This is a genomic window from Streptomyces sp. NPDC028368, assembly GCF_055565615.1.
This window is the reverse complement of sequence record NZ_JBVHTY010000001.1, coordinates 340,501-361,784: the sequence shown is the minus strand read 5'-3', so window position 1 is coordinate 361,784 and position 21,284 is coordinate 340,501. Positions and strand designations below refer to the sequence as shown.

The window sequence follows — 21,284 nt, the reverse complement described above, 5'->3', positions numbered from 1 at the left end:
GTTTGGCCGCGGCAGAATTTGTAAGGCCCGTTGACGAAATGACCGAGGGAGTCGCGATGAACTATCAGGCCGTGCCCGAGGACAAGTTCAGTTTCGGCCTGTGGACGGTCGGCTGGCAGGGCCGAGACCCCTTCGGGGACGCCACCCGCCGCGCGCTGGACCCCGTCGAATCGGTCCACCGGCTCGCCGGGCTGGGCGCGTACGGCGTCACCTTCCACGACGACGACCTGATCCCGTTCGGCTCCGGCGACATCGCGCGGGAAGCGGCCGTCAAACGCTTCCGGCAGGCCCTGGACGCCACCGGCATGGTCGTCCCCATGGCCACGACCAACCTCTTCACCCACCCCGTCTTCAAGGACGGCGCCTTCACCGCCAACGACCGCGATGTCCGCCGCTACGCCCTGCGCAAGACGCTCCGCAACCTCGACCTCGCCGCCGAGCTGGGCGCCCGTACCTACGTGGCGTGGGGCGGGCGCGAGGGCGCGGAGTCCGGCGCCGCCAAGGACGTACGCGCCGCGCTGGACCGGATGAAGGAAGCGTTCGACCTGCTTGGCCAGTACGTCGTCGAGCAGGGCTACGACCTGCGGTTCGCCATCGAACCCAAGCCCAACGAGCCACGCGGCGACATCCTGCTGCCCACCGTGGGCCACGCCCTGGCCTTCATCGAGCGGCTGGAGCGTCCCGAGCTCTACGGCGTCAACCCGGAGGTCGGGCACGAGCAGATGGCCGGGCTCAACTTCCCGCACGGCATCGCCCAGGCGCTGTGGGCCGGCAAGCTCTTCCACATCGACCTCAACGGCCAGAGCGGGATCAAGTACGACCAGGACCTGCGGTTCGGCGCGGGGGATCTGCGCTCCGCGTTCTGGCTGGTCGACCTGCTGGAGACGGCCGGCTACGAGGGGCCGCGGCACTTCGACTTCAAGCCGCCGCGCACCGAGGACCTGGACGGCGTCTGGTCCTCGGCGGCGGGCTGTATGCGCAACTACCTGATCCTCAAGGAGCGCGCGGCGGCCTTCCGCGCCGACCCCGCCGTACGGGACGCGCTGCACGCCGCGCGCCTGGACCAGCTGGCCCGGCCCACCGCGCAGGACGGTCTGGCCGGGCTGCTGGCGGACCGCACCGCCTACGAGTCCTTCGACGCCGAGGCGGCGGCCGCGCGCGGAATGGGCTTCGAGCATCTGGACCAGCTGGCCCTCGACCACCTTCTGGGCGCCGCCTGAGCGCACACAGCCGGGCGGCTCAGCCGAACAGCTCCCGGACGAACGCCAGCTCCGCGGCCCGCTGCTCCCCGCCGCCGCCCTCATGTCCGTTGAACCGCCACACCTTGAGCTCCTTCTCGCCCGCGTAGTGGTGGTACGCGGCGAAGCCCGTGGACGGCGGCACGACCTCGTCGCGCAGCGCCGTACCGAAGAGCGCCGGGGCGGTGGCGCGGACCGCGAAGTTCAGGCCGTCGAAGTGGTCCAGGGTGTTCAGGGCGGTGTCGATGTGCCCCCGCTCGCCCGCGAAGTAGCGGGTGATTTCGCCGTAGGGGTCCGCGTCCGTGATGTCGAGCGCGCGCCGGATGTGGGTCAGGAACGGCACATGGATCAGCGCGCCCGCCAGACCGGATACCAGCCCGGTCACCGCCAGGGCGGCGCCGCCGCCCTGGCTGCCCCCGGCGACCACGATCCGGTCGGCGTCGACCGCGTCGTGTCCGCGCGCCGCCTCCACGGCCCGTACCGCATCGGTGAACAGCCGCCGGTAGTAGTAGTCGTCGGGGTCGAGCAGCCCCTGGGTCATTTTTCCTGGTACGCCCGGATTGGTGGCGGCGACCGGATCGGGCGTGCCGCCGGGACGGTTGGGGCCGCTCTGCCCGCGGGAGTCCATGACCAGCGTCGCGTATCCGGCGGACGGCCACAGCAGCCAGTCGTGCGGCATCATCCGGCCGCCGCCGTAACCGATGTACTGCACGACGCACGGCAACGGGCCGTCGGCCGCGCGCGGCGTCAGGAACCAGCCGCGGATACGGTGCCCGCCGAAGCCGGAGAACTCCACGTCGTAGGTGCGCAGCAGCGCGAGGCCCGTATCCAACTCCGTGAAGCGTGCGTCCAGGTCGTGGCGGCAAGTTTCCTTGAGGGTGCGCTGCCAGAAGGCGTCGAACCCGGGCGGCTCGGGCAGCGGCGGGCGGTAGGTGCTCAGCTCATCCAGGGGTAGGTCGGTGAACACGGATCTCCTCCGGGCCATAGGGTGATGTTGCCGGACGTCGCGACATGTGCCCATCGCCGGGATGTTTCAGCCATGCAATGTTCCAGGTTGGTCACCGTGTCTCCCGAAGCCCCGTAAAGAAGCGATCATTTCTGCCATGAGCTTTCCTCCGCCTCCGTCGAATCAGCCGCCGAACGATGCCCCGGGTGGCTTCGGTCCACCCGCCGGTGGCCATGGCCAGGGCGGATACGGCCAGGGCGGCTACGGGCCGCCGGCCGGTAACCAGCCTCCCGCCGGCTACGGTCCGCCGGCGGGCGGCGGCTACGGACCCGATGGCCCCGCGGGACCCGGTGGCTGGCAGCAGCCGTCCGGCCCGCCGCCCGGTGGCGGCGGCAACGGCAAGGTGATCGCGGCGATCATCGCCGGCGGCGCCCTGGTGGTGGCCGCCGTCATCACCGTCGTGGTGCTCAACGGCGACGGCGACGACAGCAAGCACCGCGCGCAGCCCGCCAGTTCCAGCTCCAGCGCCACACCGTCCGACTCCGCCTCCGCGACGCCTTCCGACGACGCCTCGCCCTCGGATTACGCCTCGCCGTCCGCGACGCCGACCGGTACGGACCTGGAGAGCATGATGCCGACGCCTACCGACGGCACCATCCCCTTCTTCCAGCTGAAGGTGGGGGACTGCTTCAACCGTCCGCCGGGCGGCGGCGGAAACAACGAGGCGGCCTCCTGCAACGGCCCGCACGACGCCGAGGTCGTCACCACCCACCGCCTGGGCTCCGGCCTCACGTCCGACACCGCCATCAAGTCGAAGGCGGCCTCGCTGTGCCAGAACGAGCTGGAGAGCAAGGCGGCCCGGCAGCCCTCCGGTACCGCCGAGGGCACGTACGTCCAGTTCCCCAACATCAACGGCTACAAGATCGGCATCAAGGCCGTCAGCTGCAGTCTGATGGGGAACCGCACCAACACCAAGAAGCTCACCAAGCCGCTGTCCTGAGCCGGACGCTCGTCACCGTCGTCGGCACCCCGCTGTCCACGAGACGGCCCTGATCGTCGAACGCGTCAGGGCCGTCCGTCATGCCGAAGTCGTTGTCGTTGATGAGCGCGAGGGTGCGCGGCCCGGTGACCGCGATGCCCTCGATCTTGTCCGGTACGCCCTTGACCTTGCGCAGGTCGACGACCAGCTCCTTGGGCAGCACCGGGGCGTGGCTCCCGGACTGCTCCAGCGACGGGCTGGTGGCCGGATCGTCCCAGCGCGAGCCGAGGATGTCCGACCGCTTCGTCAGCTCGACCCGCTGCAGCCGCGCGGCCTTGTCGGTGCGCTCCTCCACCAGCAGCCGGTCGCGGCCCACCGCCACCACCGAGGAGATCTTCAGCTCCGAGGTGTCGTCCTCGCCCGGGTCCACGTCGCCGACCGGGTCGAAGCGGTACGCGTACTCGGCGGTCACCGCGCCCCGGACGGGCGAGAAGCGCAGCAGCCGGGCGGTACGGGACGCTTCACCGGCCGCCGTGTCCGGGTTGGACAGCGGGCTCTGTACGGCCGCCACCAAATCGCCGTCCGGCAGCAGGGCAAGCCCCTCGAAGCCGCGATTGACCTTGCGCATGCGCAGCACGCCCGGCAGCGACTCGATCACCGGATAGCCGGTGCCCGTCAGCCGCAGCCCCTTGGGGACATGGCGGGCCAGCACCCGGCCGGACGCGGACACATGGACCAGCGACGGCCCGTACTCGTCGGCCAGCCAGAAGCTGCCGTCGGCGGCCCGCACGATGCCCTCGGTGTCCAGACCGTTCGGGTCGTACGCCAGGGGACGGCCGGCGTCATACGTGTACGGGGCCTCATCGCGGGACCGCTGATTGGGCAGCCCGGTGACGGCCTTGCCGGAACGGGTGGTCAGGGCCAGGGACTTCAGGACGGTGACCCGGTCGCCGCGCACCTTGATCTTGACGATGGCGGGATCGAAGCCGGGCACCGGGAAGGTCCGCCGCTTGGTGCCGTCCACCTTGATCTGGCCGTTGGGCCCGCGGTCGGTGACGGTCCAGAATTCGCCCGCCCGTCCGGCGGGGAAGATGTCGCTGCCGATCCCGCCGAGCTTCACCCCGCGGTCGTTGTCGACGCTGCCCGGCAGCAGCGCATTGCTGAACGCACCCAGCGGGACGGCAGGCAGCTGCGCCCGCGCGGTGACGGTGGCCGGCGGCGGACCGGCCTGGGCCGTGGTCCCGCCGAGCACCACGGCCGTGGCGACCACCGCAACCGGCAGTACCACCGCGAGCGGACGTAGGGACATCGGACCTCCAGGAGCCGGGATGATCGGGACCCTTCCAGCGTCCCCTCGGCACCCCAACGGCGGGTGAACTGCCGTCAATCAGCGATCGACGCGCTTGCCCGTCGCCCCGGAATCCGCGACCTCGCCCACCTCCGCCGCCGCTGGATCCAGCACCCGTGCCAGAAACGTCCTGGTCCGCTCGTGCCGCGGCGCGCCCACCACCTGCTCCGGAGTGCCCTCCTCGACGATCACCCCGCCGTCCATGAAGACCACCCGGTCGGCGACCTCCCGCGCGAAACTCATCTCATGGGTGACGACCAACATCGTCATACCGTCCTGCGCCAGCGACCGCATCACCGCCAGCACATCGCCGACCAGCTCCGGATCCAGCGCCGAGGTCGGCTCGTCGAAGAGCATCAGCTCCGGGTCCATGGACAACGCGCGGGCGATCGCCACCCGCTGCTGCTGACCGCCCGACAGCTGCGCCGGGTAGGCCGCCGCCTTGTCGCTCAGCCCGACCCGGTCGAGGTTGGCGCGGGCGATCCGCTCCGCCTCGGCCCGGTCGCGCCGCAGCACCCGCCGCTGGGCGATCATCAGATTCTCCAGCGCGGTCAGATGCGGGAAGAGGTGGAAGGCCTGGAAGACCATCCCGATCCGGCGCCGGACCAGATCGATGTCCACATCCGGATCGGTGACCTCGGTACCCGCCACCGTGACCCGGCCCGCACTCGGCTCCTCCAGCAGATTCACACAGCGCAGGAGCGTCGACTTGCCCGACCCCGAGGGCCCGATGACACACACCACCTCGCCGCGCGCCACCGAGAAGTCGATACCGCACAGCACCTCCAGCTCACCGAACGACTTGTGCAGCCCCTGAACGTCGATGGCCTTGGCGGCCGCTGGGGTGGGGTCCGTACTCATACCGTCCGTACTCACAGGGTCACCTGGCCTTCGCCGTACGGGCTTCCAGCCGCCGGACCAACTGGCCGAGCGGAAGGGTGATCACGAGATAGAGCAGCCCGGCAATCAGGATCGGGGTCAGGCTCTTGTGCTCATTGAGCGCATCCCGGCCGAAATTGGCCAGCTCGAACTGGGTGAGGGAGAGCCCCAGCAGATACACCAGCGACGAATCCTTGGTCAGCAGGATCAACTCATTGGTCAGCGGCGGAAGCACGATCCGGAACGCCTGCGGGATGACGATGGAGACCATGGCCCGCCCGTGCGACATCCCCAGCGAACGAGCCGCCTCCGTCTGGCCCTTGGGCACCGACTGAATGCCCGCCCGGATGGTCTCCGCCATATATGCGGCACCCACCAGACCGAGCGACAGCATCACCGTGACATGCATATCGATCGCCACCTCGAACGCCAGCGGCACACCGAATCCGAGCGCGATGAACACCAGCAGCGCCGGAATTCCGCGGAAGAACTCGATATAGCCGACGGCGATCCAGCGGTACGGCGGCACCGACGACAGCCGCATCAGCGCCAGTACCAGTCCCAGCCCGAGCCCGAAACCGAAGCCCAGCAGGGTGTAGATGACGGTATTGACCAGGGCGGTGGTGATGATCTCCGGGAACAGGGCCTTGGCGACCTCGATGTCGAAAAACGCCACCCGCAGCTGGTGCCAGTCGGCGACCAGCGCGAAGACCACTACGGCGACGGCCAGCACGCCGTACTGCGCGCCACGGACGATCCGCGCGCGCCGTCTCTTGGACAGGGGCATCGGTACCGGCCTCAGCTCTGCCGGCTCTTCCGGCTTCCCTGGCTCTTCGGCGCGGTGCCGAACCATTTCTTGTAGATCCGGTCATAACTTCCGTCGGACCGGGCTTTCTTGATGGCGGCGTTGATCTTCTGGCGCAGTGCGTCGTTGCCCGTGCGGACGCCGATGCCGTAGTGCTCGCCGGTGTTGAATTCCGCGGTCACCTCGGTGTCCGGATTCTTCTTCACATAGTCGAAGAGCACGCCGTTGTCATTGATGCCGGCGTCGACCTGGCCGGACTTCACGGCGGTCAGCAGCAGCCCCAGGTCCTCGAACTCCACCAGTTCGACGCCCTTGCCGTGTTCCTTGGCGTAGATTCCGCCGGTCGTCGCCTTCTGATAGCCGAGCTTCTTGCCCTTGAGGTCCTCGACCTTCTTGAAGGGCTTGCCCTGCTTGGTGAGCAGCGCCTGGGTGGCGTTGAAGTAGGGGTCGGAGAAATCCATGACCTTGTCGCGGGCGGGGGTGATCGTCATGCCCGCGGCGGCCAGGTCGCATTTGCGGATGGTGAAGTCCTGGCCGGTCTCGATGCCTTCGAAGGGCGTATTGACGATCTCCTGTTTGACGCCCATTTCCTTGGCCACCAGATCCACCAGGTCCACATCGAACCCGACGATGGTGCCGCCCTTGTTCACCTGGAACGGGGCGTAGGGAAGGTGCGTGCAGGTCGTCAGTTTTCCGGCGGAGACCAGCTCCGGCCCGGAACCTTTCTTCCCGTCGGACTTGGTGCTGGTGCACCCCGCCACGAGGGCGACGGCCGCGGCAACGGCTATGACGGGCAACGCGGAGCGAGCGGACACGGGTCCTCCAGGGCGCGGGTGAAATCAACCAAGCCGTGCGTGCTGCGAGTTGGCCTGAATCCTGCCATTGGCCAGGACTTTTGTCGCCGTTGCAGTGTTGCGGCTGGGTAACGCCGCCGACCCGCGCCCCCGGGCCCGTACGCCCGCCGCCCGCTCGGCGGCCGCGGTGAACGTCCCGCTCAGCGGCCCAGGTCCGCCGCCAGCTCGGCGATGGCATCGGGGCCGACCCGGCAGCAGCCCCCGATGAGCCGGGCCCCGGCCGCGGCCCATCCGGCGACCCGGTCGGTGGGGAACGCCGGGCTGCCGCACCACGCCCGCGCCTCGGCATCCCAGCGCTCCCCGCTGTTGGGATAGACCACCACCGGCTTACCGGTGATCCGCGCCGCGAGCTCCACCGCACGGTCCGCGTCATCCGGCGCGCAGCAGTTCACCCCGACCGCGATCACCTCGTCCGCCTCCGCGGCCAGGGCGAACGCCTCCGCCAGCGGCTGCCCGGCCCGGGTGCGGTCACCCGCCACGCTGTACGACAGATAGGCCGGAACCCCCAGCCCGCGCACCGCCCGCAGCAGCGCACGGGCCTCATCGGCGTCCGGCACCGTCTCCAGCGCCAGCACATCCGGCCGCGCCGCCGCCAGCACCTCCAGCCGCGGGCGGTGGAAACGCTCGAGCGCATCCCCCGACAGGCCGTAGCGGCCGCGGTATTCGGAGCCGTCCGCCAGCATCGCCCCGTACGGCCCGGCCGACGCGGCGACATACAGCGGACCGGTGACACCGCCCGCCTGCGCCCGCGCCGCCGCCTCGCGCGCCAGCTCCACGCTCCGGCCGATCAGCCCGGCGGCTTCCGTGGCGCCGATGCCGCGCCGCGCGAACCCCTCGAACGTCGCCTGATAGCTGGCAGTGATCGCGACCTGCGCCCCCGCCTCGTAGTACGCCAGATGCGCCCGTACGACGGCCTCCGGCTCCTCGGCGAGCAGCCGGGCCGACCACAGCGCATCGCTGAGGTCGTGCCCGGCGGACTCCAGCTGGTTGGACAGCCCGCCGTCGAGCACCACCGGCCCCGCGGCGAGGGCTTCGACGAACGACGGGGACGTGCTGACCATGGTGCGTAGCCTCTCGTGCTGCCGGGCGCGGGGATTGCGGCCGCTCTTCGGATCGTAACGCCGACAGTTCACGGGCCATTCCGGCGGGCGGAGAAGGTCATTCCAGCGAGGAGAACACGAAGGAGAAGCGCGCCGGCGCCACCTCCAACCGGTGCTCCGGCAGCACCCCCGGCCCGCACGACTCGCTGCCGATGCCGTGCTGCGCGTGGTCGAGATACAGCCACAGCCGGTCGCCCGGGATGAGATCGGTGGTGTGCCGCGCCGCGTCCAGCTCCGCCACGGACCAGCGCCGGGCGGTGAAGGAGAAGTTCGGGTCACCCGCGATCCGCAGGCCGGAGCCATTGCCGCGGGTCAGCTGCGCCCAGCGCACATCGGGCCGGGCGCCGTTCTCCTGCGGCCGGACGTACGGCGTCTGCAGCGCGTCCACCGGCATCGACCAGCGGCCCACCCGCGCCGCGGCCCGGGTGTCCGGATAACCCTCGCCGGGCCCGCCGCCGAACCACTCGGCCAGCCCCAGGCTCGCGCACACCGCCATCCGCACCCCGAGCCGAGGCAGCGGAGCGGGCCAGTCGCCCTCCGGATCGACGGCCACCTCCAGCCGCAGCAGATCGCCGTCTGCCGTCCAGCGGTAGACGGTACGCAGCGCGAGATCCGTGCCTGCGGGGGCGACCCGGGTGCGTACCACCAGGGCGTCCGGCCCGGCCTCGACGGCGTCGACGCGATGCCGCATCCGGTGCAGTCCGATCCGCCGCCACTCGGTGGCCGGACGCGGCCCCGGCTGCCAGGGCGCGGCCTCGTCGTTATCGGTCGGCGCCCGCCACACATCGAGGCGGGGACCGACGAGCTGTACGGCGTCCAGATAGCGGAGCGCTCCCGTGGTGGCGTCGAAGGCCCCCGGGCCGAGGAGGATCACATTGCCCTCGCCGCGGCGCGGGGCCGCCCGCACGCCGTCCGCAGGAGCGGGAGCCGGGAGCGCAGGGGCCGGCAGCTGGCCCCAGCCGACCTCGTGGCCCGCGTCCGCCCACGGGGTGTCCTCGGCGAGCACCGCCTGCACCGTCCACCAGGCCTCCCCGGTGTCGTCCTCCTCCACCGGTGGCGCCGTCAGCTCCACTTCGGCCGACTCGCCGGGCGCCAGCGGCGGCACCTCGAGCCACCCGTGTCCGCGTGCCTGGCCCGCCACCTCGTACCGCCAGCGGAACTCCAGATGTCCCAGATCGGCGAAGTCATGGAGGTTGGTGATCCGCACCGCGCCCGCCGCGCCGTCTTCGCCGGGCACCCCCTCGATCCGTACCGGCTCGATGACCTTCTTGAACTCCAGCAGGCCGGGCGAGGGCACCCGGTCGGGAAAGACCAGCCCGTCGCAGACGAAATTGCCGTCGTGCAGCTCCTCGCCGAAGTCGCCGCCGTAGGCATGGAACACCTCGCCGTCGGGCGTCAGCTGCCGCAGCCCGTGGTCGATCCACTCCCAGACGAACCCGCCCTGACAGCGCTCATATCTCTCGAACAGCCGCTGATACTCGCTCAGCCCGCCCGGACCGTTGCCCATCGCATGCGCGTACTCGCAGAGAACGAACGGCAGTTGGCGGCGCCGGGCGTCCAGCTCCGCATCGGGCAGCGGCTCCTCGGTGCGCCGCCCGATGCGCTCCACCTCGGCATGATCGGCGTACATCCGGGAGTACACATCGGTGTCGGCACAGCTGCGGTCGCCCTCGTAGTGCAGCGGCCGGGACGGATCGCGCTCGCGCATCCAGGCGGCCATGGCGGACAGCCCGCGGCCCGTACCGCACTCGTTGCCGAGCGACCACAGCACGATGCCGGGGTGGTTCTTGTCCCGTTCGACCATCCGGCGGGCACGGTCCAGCAGCGCCGGCTCCCAGCGCTCGTCGTCGACCGGATTGCCCCGCCAGCCCTGCTGTGCGAAACCGTGCGTCTCCAGATCGCATTCGTCGATGACCCACAGGCCCAGCTCGTCACAGAGGTCGAGGAAGGCGGGGTGCGGGGGATAGTGGCTGGTGCGGACCGCGTTGATGTTGTGACGCTTCATCAGTACGAGATCGCGGCGCATCGCCTCCGGGCCGATGGTGCGTCCGTAGCGCGGATGGAATTCATGGCGGTTGACGCCGCGCAGCAGGATGCGGCGGCCGTTGACCTTGAGCAGACCGTCCTCGACCCGGACCGTACGGAACCCGATCCGCAGCGGGATCCGCTCGCCCGGGGTGACCAGCTCCCCGTCATAGAGGTGCGGCCGCTCGGCCGTCCAGGGGCGCACCGGCAGCGTCGCGCTCTGTCCGGTCGCCAGATCGAGCCCGAGCGCCGGGACACGCACCCGGCCCGCCGGCTCACACTCCACGCGCAGCGTGCCCTCGCCCGTTACGTGATCGAACCCGGCGTGCACAAAGTGATCGACGACCGAGCCCCGGGGGCGGCGGTGCACCGATACATTCCGGAAAATACCGGGCAGCCACCACTGGTCCTGGTCCTCCAGATAGCTGCCCGAGGACCACTGGTGGACGCGCACCGCCAGCACATTGCCGCGCGGCCGCAGCAGATGCCCGATCTCGAACTCGTGCGGCAGCCTGCTGCCCTTGAAGTTCCCCAGCTCCTGTCCGTTGAGCCAGACGCGGGCGCAGGACTCGACCCCGCCGAAGTGCAGCACCGCGGGCCCATCGCCCCACCCCTCGGGCAGATCGAAGACATGCCGGTGGTCGCCGGTCGGGTTCTCGTCCGGCACCCGGGGCGGGTCGACCGGGAAGGGGTAGGCGGTGTTGGTGTACGCGGGCGCACCATGCCCCTTGAGCGCCCAGTGGCCGGGCACCCGCAGGTCCTGCCACTGGGCGTCGTCGAAGTCCGGCCGGGCGAACGACGCGTCGTGCGCCGCGGCGGTCGCAGCGAGCCGGAACCGCCAGGTGCCGTGCAGCGAGATCCGGGGCGCGTCCGACGCCGCGAACCAGGCGCGCGGCGGCAGGCTCCCGGCGCCCGGCGAGCGGTCCTCGTAGTACGGGAGCGGATCCGGGTCCTGCGATGGGCCCGGGTCCTGCCACGGCCGTTCGTACGGCAGGTGCTGCGGTGCGCGGTGCGAAGTGCCGGTCACTGGTCCTCCTCGCTGCGGGGCGACGGCCTTGGCGTCCGGAGATCGGCTCAGCGAATCACGACGCGACGCACGGCGCAGCCGGATTCGGGAGGTCCGGCCCGTCAGCCCTCCATTCGGTCCTCCTCCAGGCGGTCTTCCGACACCCCGGCCAGCGCGCCCGCCGGATCGTCCGTGGCCGGTCCCGCCGGGGCCCACTGGCCGCGTTCCCTGCGGTACGGCCACCAGCGCCCGTCCCGGCCGTAGCGCAGCTGGGCGTCGCCGCCGACCACCGTCCAGCGGTTGCGGGTGGCCCGCAGCCGCGGCCGGGTCTCGCCCTCCGGCCAGGCCGCCGCGAGCCGGTCGTGCGCGCGGGCCAGCGTCTCCGGCTCCGGCGTCCAGTCCTCCTCCAGGACCGCGAGCCCGGCCGTACCGCCCAGCTCCCAGGCCCGTACGGCCAGCGCCAGACCCCGCGGATCGCGCCCGGAGCCGGCCGCCAGCCGGGCCGATATCGCCGCCCCCGGGCCGGCGGCCGCCAGTCGTACCGCGTCCTGGGCGGGAGTCAGGGCGGGCGGCGGCGGATTGTCCGGATGCCAGGTGGCGAGCGCATCGGCCAGCAGCTGCTGGGCGCGTGCCGCCGCGTCCGCGGCCAGGAATTCCAGCGCGGCCACCGCCACGCCGGGCGCGGGTGGGGTGCCGCCGCCGAGCACCGCAGCGGCACCCGGGGCCTCGACGGCCGGCGGCGGTGCGGGCAGTGGCGGCAGGATGTCGCGCGCCGCGTATGCCTCGGCGGCCGGCACCCCCGTCACGGGCCGCGTACCCTCGCCCGCCGGCACCTCGGCCCGCGACGCGCTGCGCGCCTGCAGCTCGTCCAGCAGCTCCTGCTCGCCCCGCCCGCGCAACAGCAGCAGCACAAAGGGATCCTGGTCCAGCAACCGCGCCAACTGGTAGCAGAGCGCGGCGGAATGGGCGCAGTGATCCCATGCCCCGCAACTGCACTCCGACTCCAGGTCGCCTATTCCCGGCAGGAGTTCCATGCCGGCTGCGGCAGCGTCCTCGACCAGGACCGGCGGCATGTCACGGTCCAGGAGGGCCGCGATATGCCCGGCGCGGTCCGCGACCATGTCCAGGAAGCGGTCCCAGTCCGCCAGGCTCAGCTGCTGCAGCAGCACATCGGCACGGTGGCGGGTGTGGTCGCGGTCCTGGACGATGGCGGTGATCCGGCCGGGCCGTACCGACACCGCGCCCACCGCACCGCCGCGCGCATGCTGCCGCCCCAGCTTCAGCTGCCCGCCGTCCAGTGCGGTGTCCTCCAGCGCCTTGAGCCACGCCTGGCCCCACCAACTCCGCGCGAACGCCTGGCCGTGTGGCGTGGGCAGCGCGGCGAAGGTCCGCTCGGGTCCGTATGTCTCGCCCTGTGTTCTCATCGCTCGCTCCCTCGCAAGGTGACCAGGTCTGCCAGCTCGGCGTCGCTGAGCTCGGTCAGCGCCGCCTCGCCCGAGCCCAGCACCGCATCCGCCAACTGCTGCTTACGGGAGAGCATTTCGGCGATCCGGTCCTCGATCGTGCCCTCCGTGATCATCCGGTGGACCTGCACCGGCTGGGTCTGCCCGATCCGGTACGCACGATCGGTGGCCTGGGCCTCGACGGCCGGATTCCACCACCGGTCGAAGTGCACCACATGCGCCGCCCGGGTGAGATTCAGGCCCGTACCGGCCGCCTTCAACGACAGCAGGAACACCGGCGCCGCACCCTCCTGGAACCGCCGCACCATCTCCTCGCGCCGCGCGACCGGTGTCCCGCCGTGCAGGAACTGGGTGGGCACCCCGCGCGCCGCCAGATGCCGCTCCAGCAGCCGGGCCATCTGCACGTACTGAGTGAACACCAGCACACTCGCGCCCTCCGCGAGGATGGTGTCCAGCAGTTCGTCCAGCAGTTCCACCTTCCCTGAACGACCGGCGATCCGCGGGGAGTTCCCGCCCCCGTCGCGTTCCGGAACCCGCCCCTGATCCGCTCCTTGCTCCTTCAGATACTGCGCCGGGTGGTTGCAGATCTGCTTGAGAGAGGTGAGCAGTTTGACCACCAGCCCGCGCCGCGCGAACCCGTCCGCCTCGGCGATGTCGCTGAGCCCCTCGCGCACCACGGCCTCATACAGCCCCGCCTGCTCCTTGGTCAGCGCCACCGCACGGTCGGTCTCCGTCTTGGGCGGCAGCTCCGGCGCGATCCCCGGGTCCGACTTGCGGCGGCGCAGCAGGAACGGCCGCACCAGCCTGGCCAGCCGCTCGGCCGCCGCACCCGCTTCGGGTGACGTCGCCGCGCCCCCCTCGATGACCTGCGCATAACGCTTACGGAACCGGCCCAGCGGCCCCAGCAGGCCGGGTGTCGTCCAGTCCAGGATCGCCCACAGCTCCGACAGGTTGTTCTCCACCGGCGTGCCGCTCAGCGCCACCCGGGCCTGGCCGGGGAGGGTGCGCAGTGCCCTGGCGGTCGCGGAGAAGGGGTTCTTGACATGCTGCGCCTCGTCGGCGACTACCAGCCCCCAGCCCACCTCCGCCAGCTTCCCGGCATCGAGCCGCATCGTCCCGTAGGTGGTGAGCACGAACTCGCCGTCGGCCAGGTCCGCCAGGCTGCGCCGCCCGGCGTGAAAGCGGCGCACCGGCGTCCCCGGCGCGAACTTCTCGATCTCCCGCTGCCAGTTGCCCATCAGGGAGGTGGGGCAGACGACGAGCGTGGGGCCTGCCGAGCCGGGCTGCGTCTGCCGGTGCAGATGGAGCGCGATGAGGGTGATGGTCTTGCCCAGCCCCATGTCGTCGGCGAGCGTGCAGCCCAGCCCCAGCGAGGTCATCCGGTGCAGCCAGCCGAGCCCGCGCAGCTGGTAGTCGCGCAGCGTCGCGGCAAGCGCGGCGGGCTGCTGGACGGGCGCGGCATCCGTACGCTCCGGGTCGGCGATCCGGTCGCGCACCTCGGCCGGCCAGCCGGATGCCGCCACGCTCACCTGGCGGCCGTCGTCGTCCTCGATGGTGCCGGTGAGCGCGGCGCCGAGCGCATCCAGCGGCGTGATCTTACGGTCCTGGCGGTCGCGGGCCGCACGTACCGCCTCCGGGTCGATCAGTACCCATTGGTCGCGCAGCCGCACCAGGGGGCGGCCGGCCTCGGCGAGCCGCTCCAGGTCCGCCTTGTCGATGTCCTGTCCGCCCACCGCGAACCGCCAGCTGAACGAGAGCAACGCGTCGGCAGACAGCAGCGAGGGCAGCCCGGACCCGGTCGCGTCCAGCGGGTCGGGCGCTCCCACCACCGCGCGGCCGGTCAGCTTGCGGGCCAGCTCCTTGGGCCAGTGGACCTGCACCCCGGCGGCGGCCAGCGCACGGCCGGCGGGGCCGAGCAGCTCGGCGATCTCCTCATCGGCGAGCGGCAGCGCGTCCGGCACCGCCGCGGACAGCAGCGGGGTGAGCGGCGGCCAGGTGCCGGCGGCACGGCGGAGCGTGAGCAGGGTGTCCATCCGGGCCCGCGGCCCGAAGGCCTGCCCCGCCGGTGACACCCCGGCCCACACCTCTGAGGCATCCGCGACCAGCGTCGGATCGGTCAGGCTGTGCAGCTGGAGAACGGCGGTGAAGGCCGCTCCGTCCGCCGTGTCCATCCCGTGGACCTCCACCCGCAGCGAGATCCGTACGCCCGTGTCATGCCCCGCCGCGACATCCGCCGCCCAGGCGCGCTGCTCGGGGATGTGCTGCGGTGCGGGCGCCGCGAAGGCCGGACCGCCGGCGGCCGACGCGGCGGCGGGGGAGCGTGGCAGGCCGTCGGCGACCGCGTCCAGGAAGGCCCGTAGGTGGCGTTCGGGATCGGGCAGTTCGAGCGGGTCGGTGCCGGGGAGGGGCGTGGCATGCGCGTACGGGGGCATGGCGGCGGCGAGGTCGCGCAGCCGCTCGACATCGGCCGGGTCGAGCGGGCCCAGCCGCCAGGCGTCGTGATCGGCGGGGCTCAGACCGGGCAGCAGCCGGCCACGGGCGGCCAGCTGGAGCGCCAGCACGGTCGCGGCGCCCCAGAAGGCGGCGGCCGGATCCGCGCCCCGGGCGGCACGGGCGCGGGTGAGAACGGGCACCGCGGCGGCTACCGGCCAGATCACGGCGGGGACGGCGGACACATACACCTCGCCGTTCTCGTCCGGCAGGACCAGGGAGAGCCGGTCCGCCGCCGGCTCACCGTCGTCGTCGGCGATCGCGATCGGCTCGCCATCGGGGCGCCAGAACGCGACCCGTCCGGCGCGGGGCGGGTCCGACGGCAGGAATACCGCTGCGCAGCGGGCGAGCTCGGTGAAATGTGCGGCCGGGACCGCGGGGAGGAAAGCCACTGGGCCGAGAACTCCTCAAGTTTGACTACTGGCGCCTGGAGCGCCCGAGGGTACAGGACCCGGCGGCGTTCGAGGGAACCTGTGAAGCGAAAACGGCGTTCAATGGAATACACAGAGCGCGGCACGGGCCGCGGAAGGGGCGTGAAGGATGTCCACACAGGCGAAGGTCGCGGTCGGCGGTATCGCGGTGGGAGTGATCCTGCTGTGGCTGCTGCCTTTCTGGGCGGCCCTCTTGGTGATGATCGGGGTCCCGGCCATCGCGTATCTGACGCTCGACCCTTCACAGCGACGCAGGCTGCGCCGGGTCACCCGTAAGGAGATAGGGCGCTGAGTGATGGGGCCGGAGTGACGGCGACCCGCGCAAGGCCGGTCAGGCCTCGCGCCGGTGGCGGTCATCGCTCCGGGGCGGCCCGGCCCCAGGCCTCAGGAAGGCCGCACCGCCAGCTCGTCCAACGACGCCAGCAGCCCCGGTAGTTCCGGCCCCCGGCCCACCGGATGCACCTCACCGGGCTCCTCGTCCAGCAGGACGAACGCGATGTCGTCGGTGCGGGCCACCATGCTCCAGCCCGGCCCGTCGACCCGCAGCGTGCGCGCGTCGCCCGCCGCGAACGACGACCGCACCCGGCCCGGCGGCGGCGGTTGCCTCACATACCCGCGCGCCTCCTCCAGTACCCGCCGCACGCCCTGGTGCGTCCCCTCACCCGGCTCGGCGAAGGCCTCCCCGTCATCCACCTGCTCGCGCCACGCCGCCCACTGCAGCGCGATCTCGTCCGCGCCGAGCCGCCGTTGGGCGGGCCCCCACCCCTCGGCGTCCGGCGGGGTGAGCGGCGCCGGATCGTCGTCCAGCAGCTCCGGGTCATGTGGCTCGGGCACCCCGGGCGCCGACACGGCGAGGGCGAGCGGCCAGCCGGGCAGCGCCCCGATGATGCTGTCCTCCCCGGGCGAGAGGTCGTACTCCATGCCGCAGTCCCAGGCCGCGATCGCGCAGGCCACCAGCGACACATCCTCCGTCGCCACTGTCCAGCGCGCACCGCTGCCGTCCTGCCCGAGGACCAGCCCGTAGCCCTCGACGTACGGTTCGAGGCCGAGGCCGGCGCACACCTCGGGATAGTCGTCGCCGAGCACGCTCGGAAACTGCGCGGGCGTCAACAGCACCGCCGTCAGCACGAACAACTGGTCGCTGTCGGTGCTCTCGGTCGTGGGCACGCGGGGCCTCCCCATCCGATCCATCCGGAGTACGTCGGCGCACCTTAATTGGCTGGGTACGGCCTTGTCACCCGCCGTACGCTGCACACATGTGTTTCTACAGCAGTGGGACGCACTTCGTGTGCCTGGACTGCCGGGTCGCGTTCAAGAGGCCGGCCACCTCGCGGGGACCGGGCAGCTGCCCGCAGTGCCGCGGCGAGCTGATCAACGCCGGTGCCGACCTGGAGGTCCCCAAGAAGCGCGACACCGCGGGCTGGCGCGCGCTGACGGCCGTACTGCGCTCCGGGCTGACCTTCCACGGCGGCTGCTGCGGTACGGGACCCGGCTATCGCCCGCGCACCCCGCGCGAGGTCCGGGAGCGGCTGGCCCTCGCCGCGCGCACGGGTCTGCCCGTCGAGCAGGCGCTGGCCGTACCGGACCCCACGTCGACGGACTGCTACGGCGCCACCGGCGGGCCGAGCGGCTCGCGGGCGGCCACCAGCGGCGGCTGACGCTCCCGGGCCGGCGCCATCACCACCCGGCAGGCCGGGGGATCTCGTGTAGGAATCCGGGCATTCCCACTCCCGCTGCGCCGCCCGCAACCCTCGTTGAAGTGTGCCCGAAGCGCATAAAGTCGGAGCTTCGGGCACACGAAGGGACGGACACCAGGTGCGGCGCTACGACTGGCTGAAAGAGATCCGGCGGCTCGATCCGGAACGCGATTTCCTGCGGATCTTCCGCATCACCGCGACCCATGAATTCCCCTGGGACATCACCAGGGCCCTGGAGTTAGCGCTCTACCGCACCTATGCCGTGCCCAGCATCGGCCGACTGCTCGCCGAGACCGCGGAGCTGACGGACCGTACGCAAAAGCGCTACGACGACACCGCCCTTCTCCTGGACGCCGTCCTCGAGCACGGCTTCGACGGTACGGACGGCCGGACGGCGATCCGCCGGATGAACCAGATGCACCGCAGCTACGACATCAGCAACGACGACATGCGCTATGTCCTGTGCACCTTCGTGGTGGTGCCCAAGCGCTGGATCGACCAGTACGGCTGGCGCCGGCTGAGCGAGCACGAGACGCGCGCCATAGCGGCCTACTACCGCACTCTCGGGCGCCATATGGGCATCACCGAACTCCCTGAGACCTTCCAGGACTTCGAACGCTGCCTGGACGCCTACGAGGACGCCCACTTCGGCTGGGACGAGAGCGCCCGACGGGTCTCGGACGCCACGTTGGACCTGATGGCGGGCTGGTACGGCCCGCTCGCCCCGGTGGTACGCGGCGCGAGCATGGCCCTCCTGGATGACGCGCTGCTGGACACCTTCCGCTACGAGCGGCCCAAACCGGCCGTCCAGAAGGCGGTCCGCGGCGCCCTGAAGCTGCGCGCCAAGGCCGTACGGCTGCTCCCGCCCCGCCGCAAGCCGCACTTCGCCCGCCAGAACCCCGAGATCAAGGGCTATCCCGACGGCTTCCGGGTCGCCGATCTCGGCACCTTCCCCGCCCCGCGCCGGGGCGGCGGCTGCCCCGTCCCGCACGCGGAGGACCCGGCGCCCCAGTGAGAGGCGGGCCGCCCCGGTAAGAGGCGGGCCCGTCACCCCTGGCGGACCGCCAGCGCCAGGTAGCGGGCGTCCTCGTCCACGTACCGGACCAGTTCCCAGCCGCTGCCCGCCAGGAGGGGCCGCAGATTCGGCTCCGCCCTCAGGTCATCGGGGGTGAGCGGGCGGCCCTTGCGTGCGGCGAGCGCCGCCCGGCCGATGGGATGGAAGAGGGCCAGCCGGCCACCGGGGCGTACGGTCCTGGCCAGTTCGGCGAGGCCGCCGGCGGAGTCCGGCAGGTGGGAGACGAGTCCGGCGGCGAAGACGGAGTCCAGCGCGGCGTCGGGCAGCGGAAGCCGGGTGACGTCGGCGAGCAGCAGTTCCGCGTAACGGTCGCGTCCGGCCCGTACGGCCTCCTGCAGCATCTCCGGGGTGAGATCCACGCCCAGCACCGTCCCGCGCGGCCCCACGGCCTCCCGTAGCGCCGGCAGCGCGCGGCCCGTACCGCAGCCCGCGTCCAGGACCCGGTCGCCCTCCTTGAGCCCCAGGTCGGCGACGCCCGCGGCGTAGGCGGGGCCGTCGTCGGGGAACTTGGTGTCCCAGTCCGCGGCACGTGGCCCGAAGAAAGCGCGGACGTCGTGCGGCTGGTCGGCGTGATGGTCGGTCATCGGTCTCCTTGGGGGGCGGGACGGTCGGCCAGAGGGGCGGTCGCGGCGTACAGGACGGCCGCGACGATCAAGGCCACCACGACGCCGAGGTTCATCGCCCCCAGGGTGCCGTGCGCGGCGCTGTCACTGAGCAGAAAGCCCACAGCCTTGGCGATGTGGGGATCGGCGGAGGTGATCAGGCCCAGCCCGAGGGCGGTGGCGAGGGCGAGCGAGAGCACCGCGGGCCAGCCCAGGGCCCGTACGGTCGTCAGGCCGAAGCCCGACCGGCGGCGGCGCCACTGCTCCACCAGGAAGACCGCCGTCCAGGCGGCCATCGCCACCCCGATGATGGACAGGAACGCCTGGAACGTGGCGAAGAAACTGGGCGAGACGAACAGCACGTACCAGCCGCCGAGGGCCATCAGCACACCGTCCACCAGGACCGCGAGGTGCCGCCGGATCGGGATGCCCAGGGCCAGCATCGACATACCGGAGCTGTAGATATCCATGATCGCCCCGGAGGCGAAGCCCCCGATGGCGGTGAGCAGATACGGCACCAGGAACCAGGTCGGCAGCTCGGCGGCGAGCGCGCCCACCGGGTCGGCGGCCGCGGCCTCGGCGAGCCGGGGATCACCGGCGTTCAGCAGCACCCCGAAGACCAGCAGCACCAGAGGGGCCAGCACGCCGCCCAGCGTCGTCCAGCCGGTGATGGCCCGCCCGCTGCTCGCACGCGGAAGGTAACGGCTGTAGTCGGCGCCGCAGTTGACCCAGCCCAGGCCCAGCAGCGTCATCGCGAACACAATGCCCCCGATGAACGTGCCGAGATCGCCCGAGGCTCCGCCGCCCAGTGCGGCGGGATCGACGCGGTCGGCCATCAGCACCATGTACACCACGGTCATCAACGTGATCGCCGCGGTCAGATACTTCTGCACCTTCATGATCAGCGCGTGCCCGAAGATCCCCACGACCACCACCGAAACCGCCGTCACCCCGAAGCACAGCGCCTGTGCCGTCGTGGTCGGCGTCGTCCCGTCGGCCCGCGCGAAGGCGCCGGGCGAGACGCGCGCCAGAATGGCGGCTCCGCCCAGCGAGGAGAGCGCGACCAGCACCGTCTCCCAGCCGACGTTGGAGACGTAACTGAACAGCGTGGGCAGCTTGTTGCCCTGCCTGCCGAAGGCGGCCCGGCCGATGGCCATGGTGGGCGCGCCGGTGCGCGCCCCGGCTATCGAGATCAGGCCGACCAGGACGAACGACAGCACATAGCCGATGGCCCCGGTGACGATCGCCTGCCACGCGTTGAGCCCGAGGCCCATGAGGTAGCTGCCGTAGGCGATGCACAGCAGGGACAACCCGGATGCGGCCCAGGGCCAGAACAAGGACCGGGGCGCGCCGTGCCGTTCGGACTCGGGTACCGGGTTGATGCCGTTGCGCTCGACGGCACGTGCCGAGGCGGTCGCGCCGGCGCGTACGCCGATCTGCTCCGGGGCCTGCTGCTGCGTCATGAGCTCATGATCCCCCACGGCGGGGAACCGGGCGCGGGCGCCGGACGTTTCGCGATCAGAACCCGGGCAGGAACACGCGGCGATCAGAACTTCGCGGCTTTGTTGAAAATGACGGTAATCGCGATCAGGCAGAGGTACGGTCCTCGCCATGGATTTCCGGACGGCACTCTGCCGCCGGGGGCTCCGACTGCCGAGCCCTGCATCCGAACACCCCCGTGACGTGCGCGACCCGCATCCTGGAGGAGACGTCCGATGAACGCTGTACAAGGGGCCCAGGAGGGCGCAACCCTGGGCCCTGACTCCGAGTTGGGCCTGAAGGTCTTAGTCGCGGGCGGTTTCGGAGTCGGCAAGACGACCTTGGTGGGGTCGGTCAGCGAGATCCGTCCGCTGCGCACCGAGGAACGGCTCAGCGAAGTGGGCGAGGCGCTGGACGACACCGGAGGCGTGGACGACAAGAGCACCACCACGGTGGCCATGGACTTCGGCCGGATCACCATCCGACAGGGCCTGTCCCTCTACCTTTTCGGTACCCCGGGCCAGGACCGCTTCTGGTTTCTGTGGGACGACCTGTCGGTAGGCGCGCTGGGCGCCGTGGTGCTGGCCGATACCCGCCGGCTGGCGGACTGCTTCCCGGCGGTGGACTACTTCGAGCGCCAGTCGATCCCGTTCCTGGTGGCCGTCAACTGCTTTGCCCAGTCGCGGTCCTACGGCGCGAACGAGGTGGCCCGCGCCCTCGACCTGGACCGCGGGACCCCGGTGGTGCTGTGTGACGCACGGGACCGTGATTCGGGCAAGGAGGTGCTGATACGCCTGGTCGAACACGCCGGGCGGCGGCATACCGCCCGGCATCTGGATTCGGTGGGGTAGCAAGGGCCGTCGCGCC

At 71.6% G+C, this 21,284-nt stretch carries 18 protein-coding genes; 6 read left to right on the top strand and 12 right to left on the bottom strand.

Translation table 11 applies throughout. The annotated features are described in order from the left end of the window. Positions 1-56 precede the first annotated feature (56 nt). Entirely contained in the window at positions 57-1,220 is a 1,164-nt protein-coding gene (gene xylA / locus ACZ4S3_RS01665) for a xylose isomerase (protein ID WP_467924459.1), read from the top strand. A 19-nt stretch (positions 1,221-1,239) separates the two neighbouring features. Here xylA and ACZ4S3_RS01660 read toward each other — a convergent pair whose 3' ends face one another. Continuing rightward, positions 1,240-2,205 carry an acetylxylan esterase gene (locus ACZ4S3_RS01660; protein WP_467924457.1) on the bottom strand — a complete coding sequence of 322 codons (966 nt, stop codon included), beginning with the start codon at positions 2,203-2,205 and terminating at the stop codon, positions 1,240-1,242. A 136-nt stretch (positions 2,206-2,341) separates the two neighbouring features. Between ACZ4S3_RS01660 and ACZ4S3_RS01655 the strand changes: the two genes are divergently transcribed. Further along, positions 2,342-3,184, top strand: a complete 843-nt coding sequence (locus ACZ4S3_RS01655; protein ID WP_467924456.1) for a hypothetical protein — start codon at positions 2,342-2,344, stop codon at positions 3,182-3,184. Here the strand turns inward: ACZ4S3_RS01655 and ACZ4S3_RS01650 are convergent. The 8 genes from ACZ4S3_RS01650 to ACZ4S3_RS01615 form a co-directional block, all read right to left on the bottom strand. Beyond that, the gene (locus ACZ4S3_RS01650; RefSeq protein WP_467924454.1) at positions 3,165-4,472 is read right to left on the bottom strand and encodes an esterase-like activity of phytase family protein; all 1,308 of its coding nucleotides are present in this window, start codon (positions 4,470-4,472) and stop codon (positions 3,165-3,167) included. The two genes, ACZ4S3_RS01655 and ACZ4S3_RS01650, sit on opposite strands and share 20 nt — an antisense overlap. 78 nt (positions 4,473-4,550) lie before the next feature. Further along, complete coding sequence (locus tag ACZ4S3_RS01645) at positions 4,551-5,372, bottom strand: amino acid ABC transporter ATP-binding protein (RefSeq protein WP_467925203.1); 822 nt, start codon at positions 5,370-5,372, stop codon at positions 4,551-4,553. A gap of 19 nt (positions 5,373-5,391) precedes the next feature. Then, complete coding sequence (locus ACZ4S3_RS01640; RefSeq protein ID WP_467924453.1) at positions 5,392-6,177, bottom strand: amino acid ABC transporter permease; 786 nt, start codon at positions 6,175-6,177, stop codon at positions 5,392-5,394. A gap of 11 nt (positions 6,178-6,188) precedes the next feature. Continuing rightward, entirely contained in the window at positions 6,189-7,010 is an 822-nt protein-coding gene (locus ACZ4S3_RS01635) for a basic amino acid ABC transporter substrate-binding protein (protein WP_467924451.1), read from the bottom strand. Between the two features lie 179 nt (positions 7,011-7,189). Continuing rightward, positions 7,190-8,110 carry a homocysteine S-methyltransferase gene (gene mmuM / locus ACZ4S3_RS01630; RefSeq protein ID WP_467924450.1) on the bottom strand — a complete coding sequence of 307 codons (921 nt, stop codon included), beginning with the start codon at positions 8,108-8,110 and terminating at the stop codon, positions 7,190-7,192. Positions 8,111-8,207: 97 nt separating this feature from the next. After that, positions 8,208-11,168, bottom strand: a complete 2,961-nt coding sequence (locus tag ACZ4S3_RS01625; protein ID WP_467925201.1) for a glycoside hydrolase family 2 TIM barrel-domain containing protein — start codon at positions 11,166-11,168, stop codon at positions 8,208-8,210. A gap of 134 nt (positions 11,169-11,302) precedes the next feature. Next, positions 11,303-12,604 (bottom strand): SWIM zinc finger family protein, encoded by a 1,302-nt coding sequence (locus ACZ4S3_RS01620; RefSeq protein WP_467924448.1) that lies wholly within the window; start codon positions 12,602-12,604, stop codon positions 11,303-11,305. Beyond that, positions 12,601-15,525, bottom strand: coding sequence for a DEAD/DEAH box helicase (locus tag ACZ4S3_RS01615; RefSeq protein WP_467924446.1), 2,925 nt, complete (start codon positions 15,523-15,525; stop codon positions 12,601-12,603). The genes ACZ4S3_RS01620 and ACZ4S3_RS01615 overlap by 4 nt, the downstream gene beginning before the upstream one ends. A gap of 148 nt (positions 15,526-15,673) precedes the next feature. Here ACZ4S3_RS01615 and ACZ4S3_RS01610 point away from each other — a divergent pair, with 148 nt between their 5' ends. Next, complete coding sequence (locus ACZ4S3_RS01610; RefSeq protein WP_467924444.1) at positions 15,674-15,856, top strand: hypothetical protein; 183 nt, start codon at positions 15,674-15,676, stop codon at positions 15,854-15,856. Positions 15,857-15,948: 92 nt separating this feature from the next. Here the strand turns inward: ACZ4S3_RS01610 and ACZ4S3_RS01605 are convergent, their stop codons facing one another. Then, positions 15,949-16,731 carry a hypothetical protein gene (locus tag ACZ4S3_RS01605; protein ID WP_467924442.1) on the bottom strand — a complete coding sequence of 261 codons (783 nt, stop codon included), beginning with the start codon at positions 16,729-16,731 and terminating at the stop codon, positions 15,949-15,951. Positions 16,732-16,820: 89 nt separating this feature from the next. Between ACZ4S3_RS01605 and ACZ4S3_RS01600 the strand changes: the two genes are divergently transcribed. Continuing rightward, positions 16,821-17,222, top strand: coding sequence for a hypothetical protein (locus ACZ4S3_RS01600; protein ID WP_467924440.1), 402 nt, complete (start codon positions 16,821-16,823; stop codon positions 17,220-17,222). Positions 17,223-17,379: 157 nt separating this feature from the next. Then, positions 17,380-18,276: an oxygenase MpaB family protein gene (locus tag ACZ4S3_RS01595; RefSeq protein WP_467924438.1), complete on the top strand. Its 897-nt coding sequence runs from the start codon at positions 17,380-17,382 to the stop codon at positions 18,274-18,276. 32 nt (positions 18,277-18,308) lie between these two features. On the opposite strand, the gene ACZ4S3_RS01590 is transcribed toward ACZ4S3_RS01595, so the two are convergent. Both ACZ4S3_RS01590 and ACZ4S3_RS01585 read right to left on the bottom strand, forming a co-directional pair. After that, the gene (locus ACZ4S3_RS01590; RefSeq protein ID WP_467924436.1) at positions 18,309-18,920 is read right to left on the bottom strand and encodes a class I SAM-dependent methyltransferase; all 612 of its coding nucleotides are present in this window, start codon (positions 18,918-18,920) and stop codon (positions 18,309-18,311) included. After that, positions 18,917-20,401 carry a purine-cytosine permease family protein gene (locus ACZ4S3_RS01585; RefSeq protein WP_467924434.1) on the bottom strand — a complete coding sequence of 495 codons (1,485 nt, stop codon included), beginning with the start codon at positions 20,399-20,401 and terminating at the stop codon, positions 18,917-18,919. The genes ACZ4S3_RS01590 and ACZ4S3_RS01585 overlap by 4 nt, the downstream gene beginning before the upstream one ends. A 252-nt stretch (positions 20,402-20,653) precedes the next feature. Here ACZ4S3_RS01585 and ACZ4S3_RS01580 point away from each other — a divergent pair, with 252 nt between their 5' ends. Beyond that, positions 20,654-21,268 carry a GTP-binding protein gene (locus ACZ4S3_RS01580; RefSeq protein ID WP_467924432.1) on the top strand — a complete coding sequence of 205 codons (615 nt, stop codon included), beginning with the start codon at positions 20,654-20,656 and terminating at the stop codon, positions 21,266-21,268. Positions 21,269-21,284: the final 16 nt, after the last annotated feature.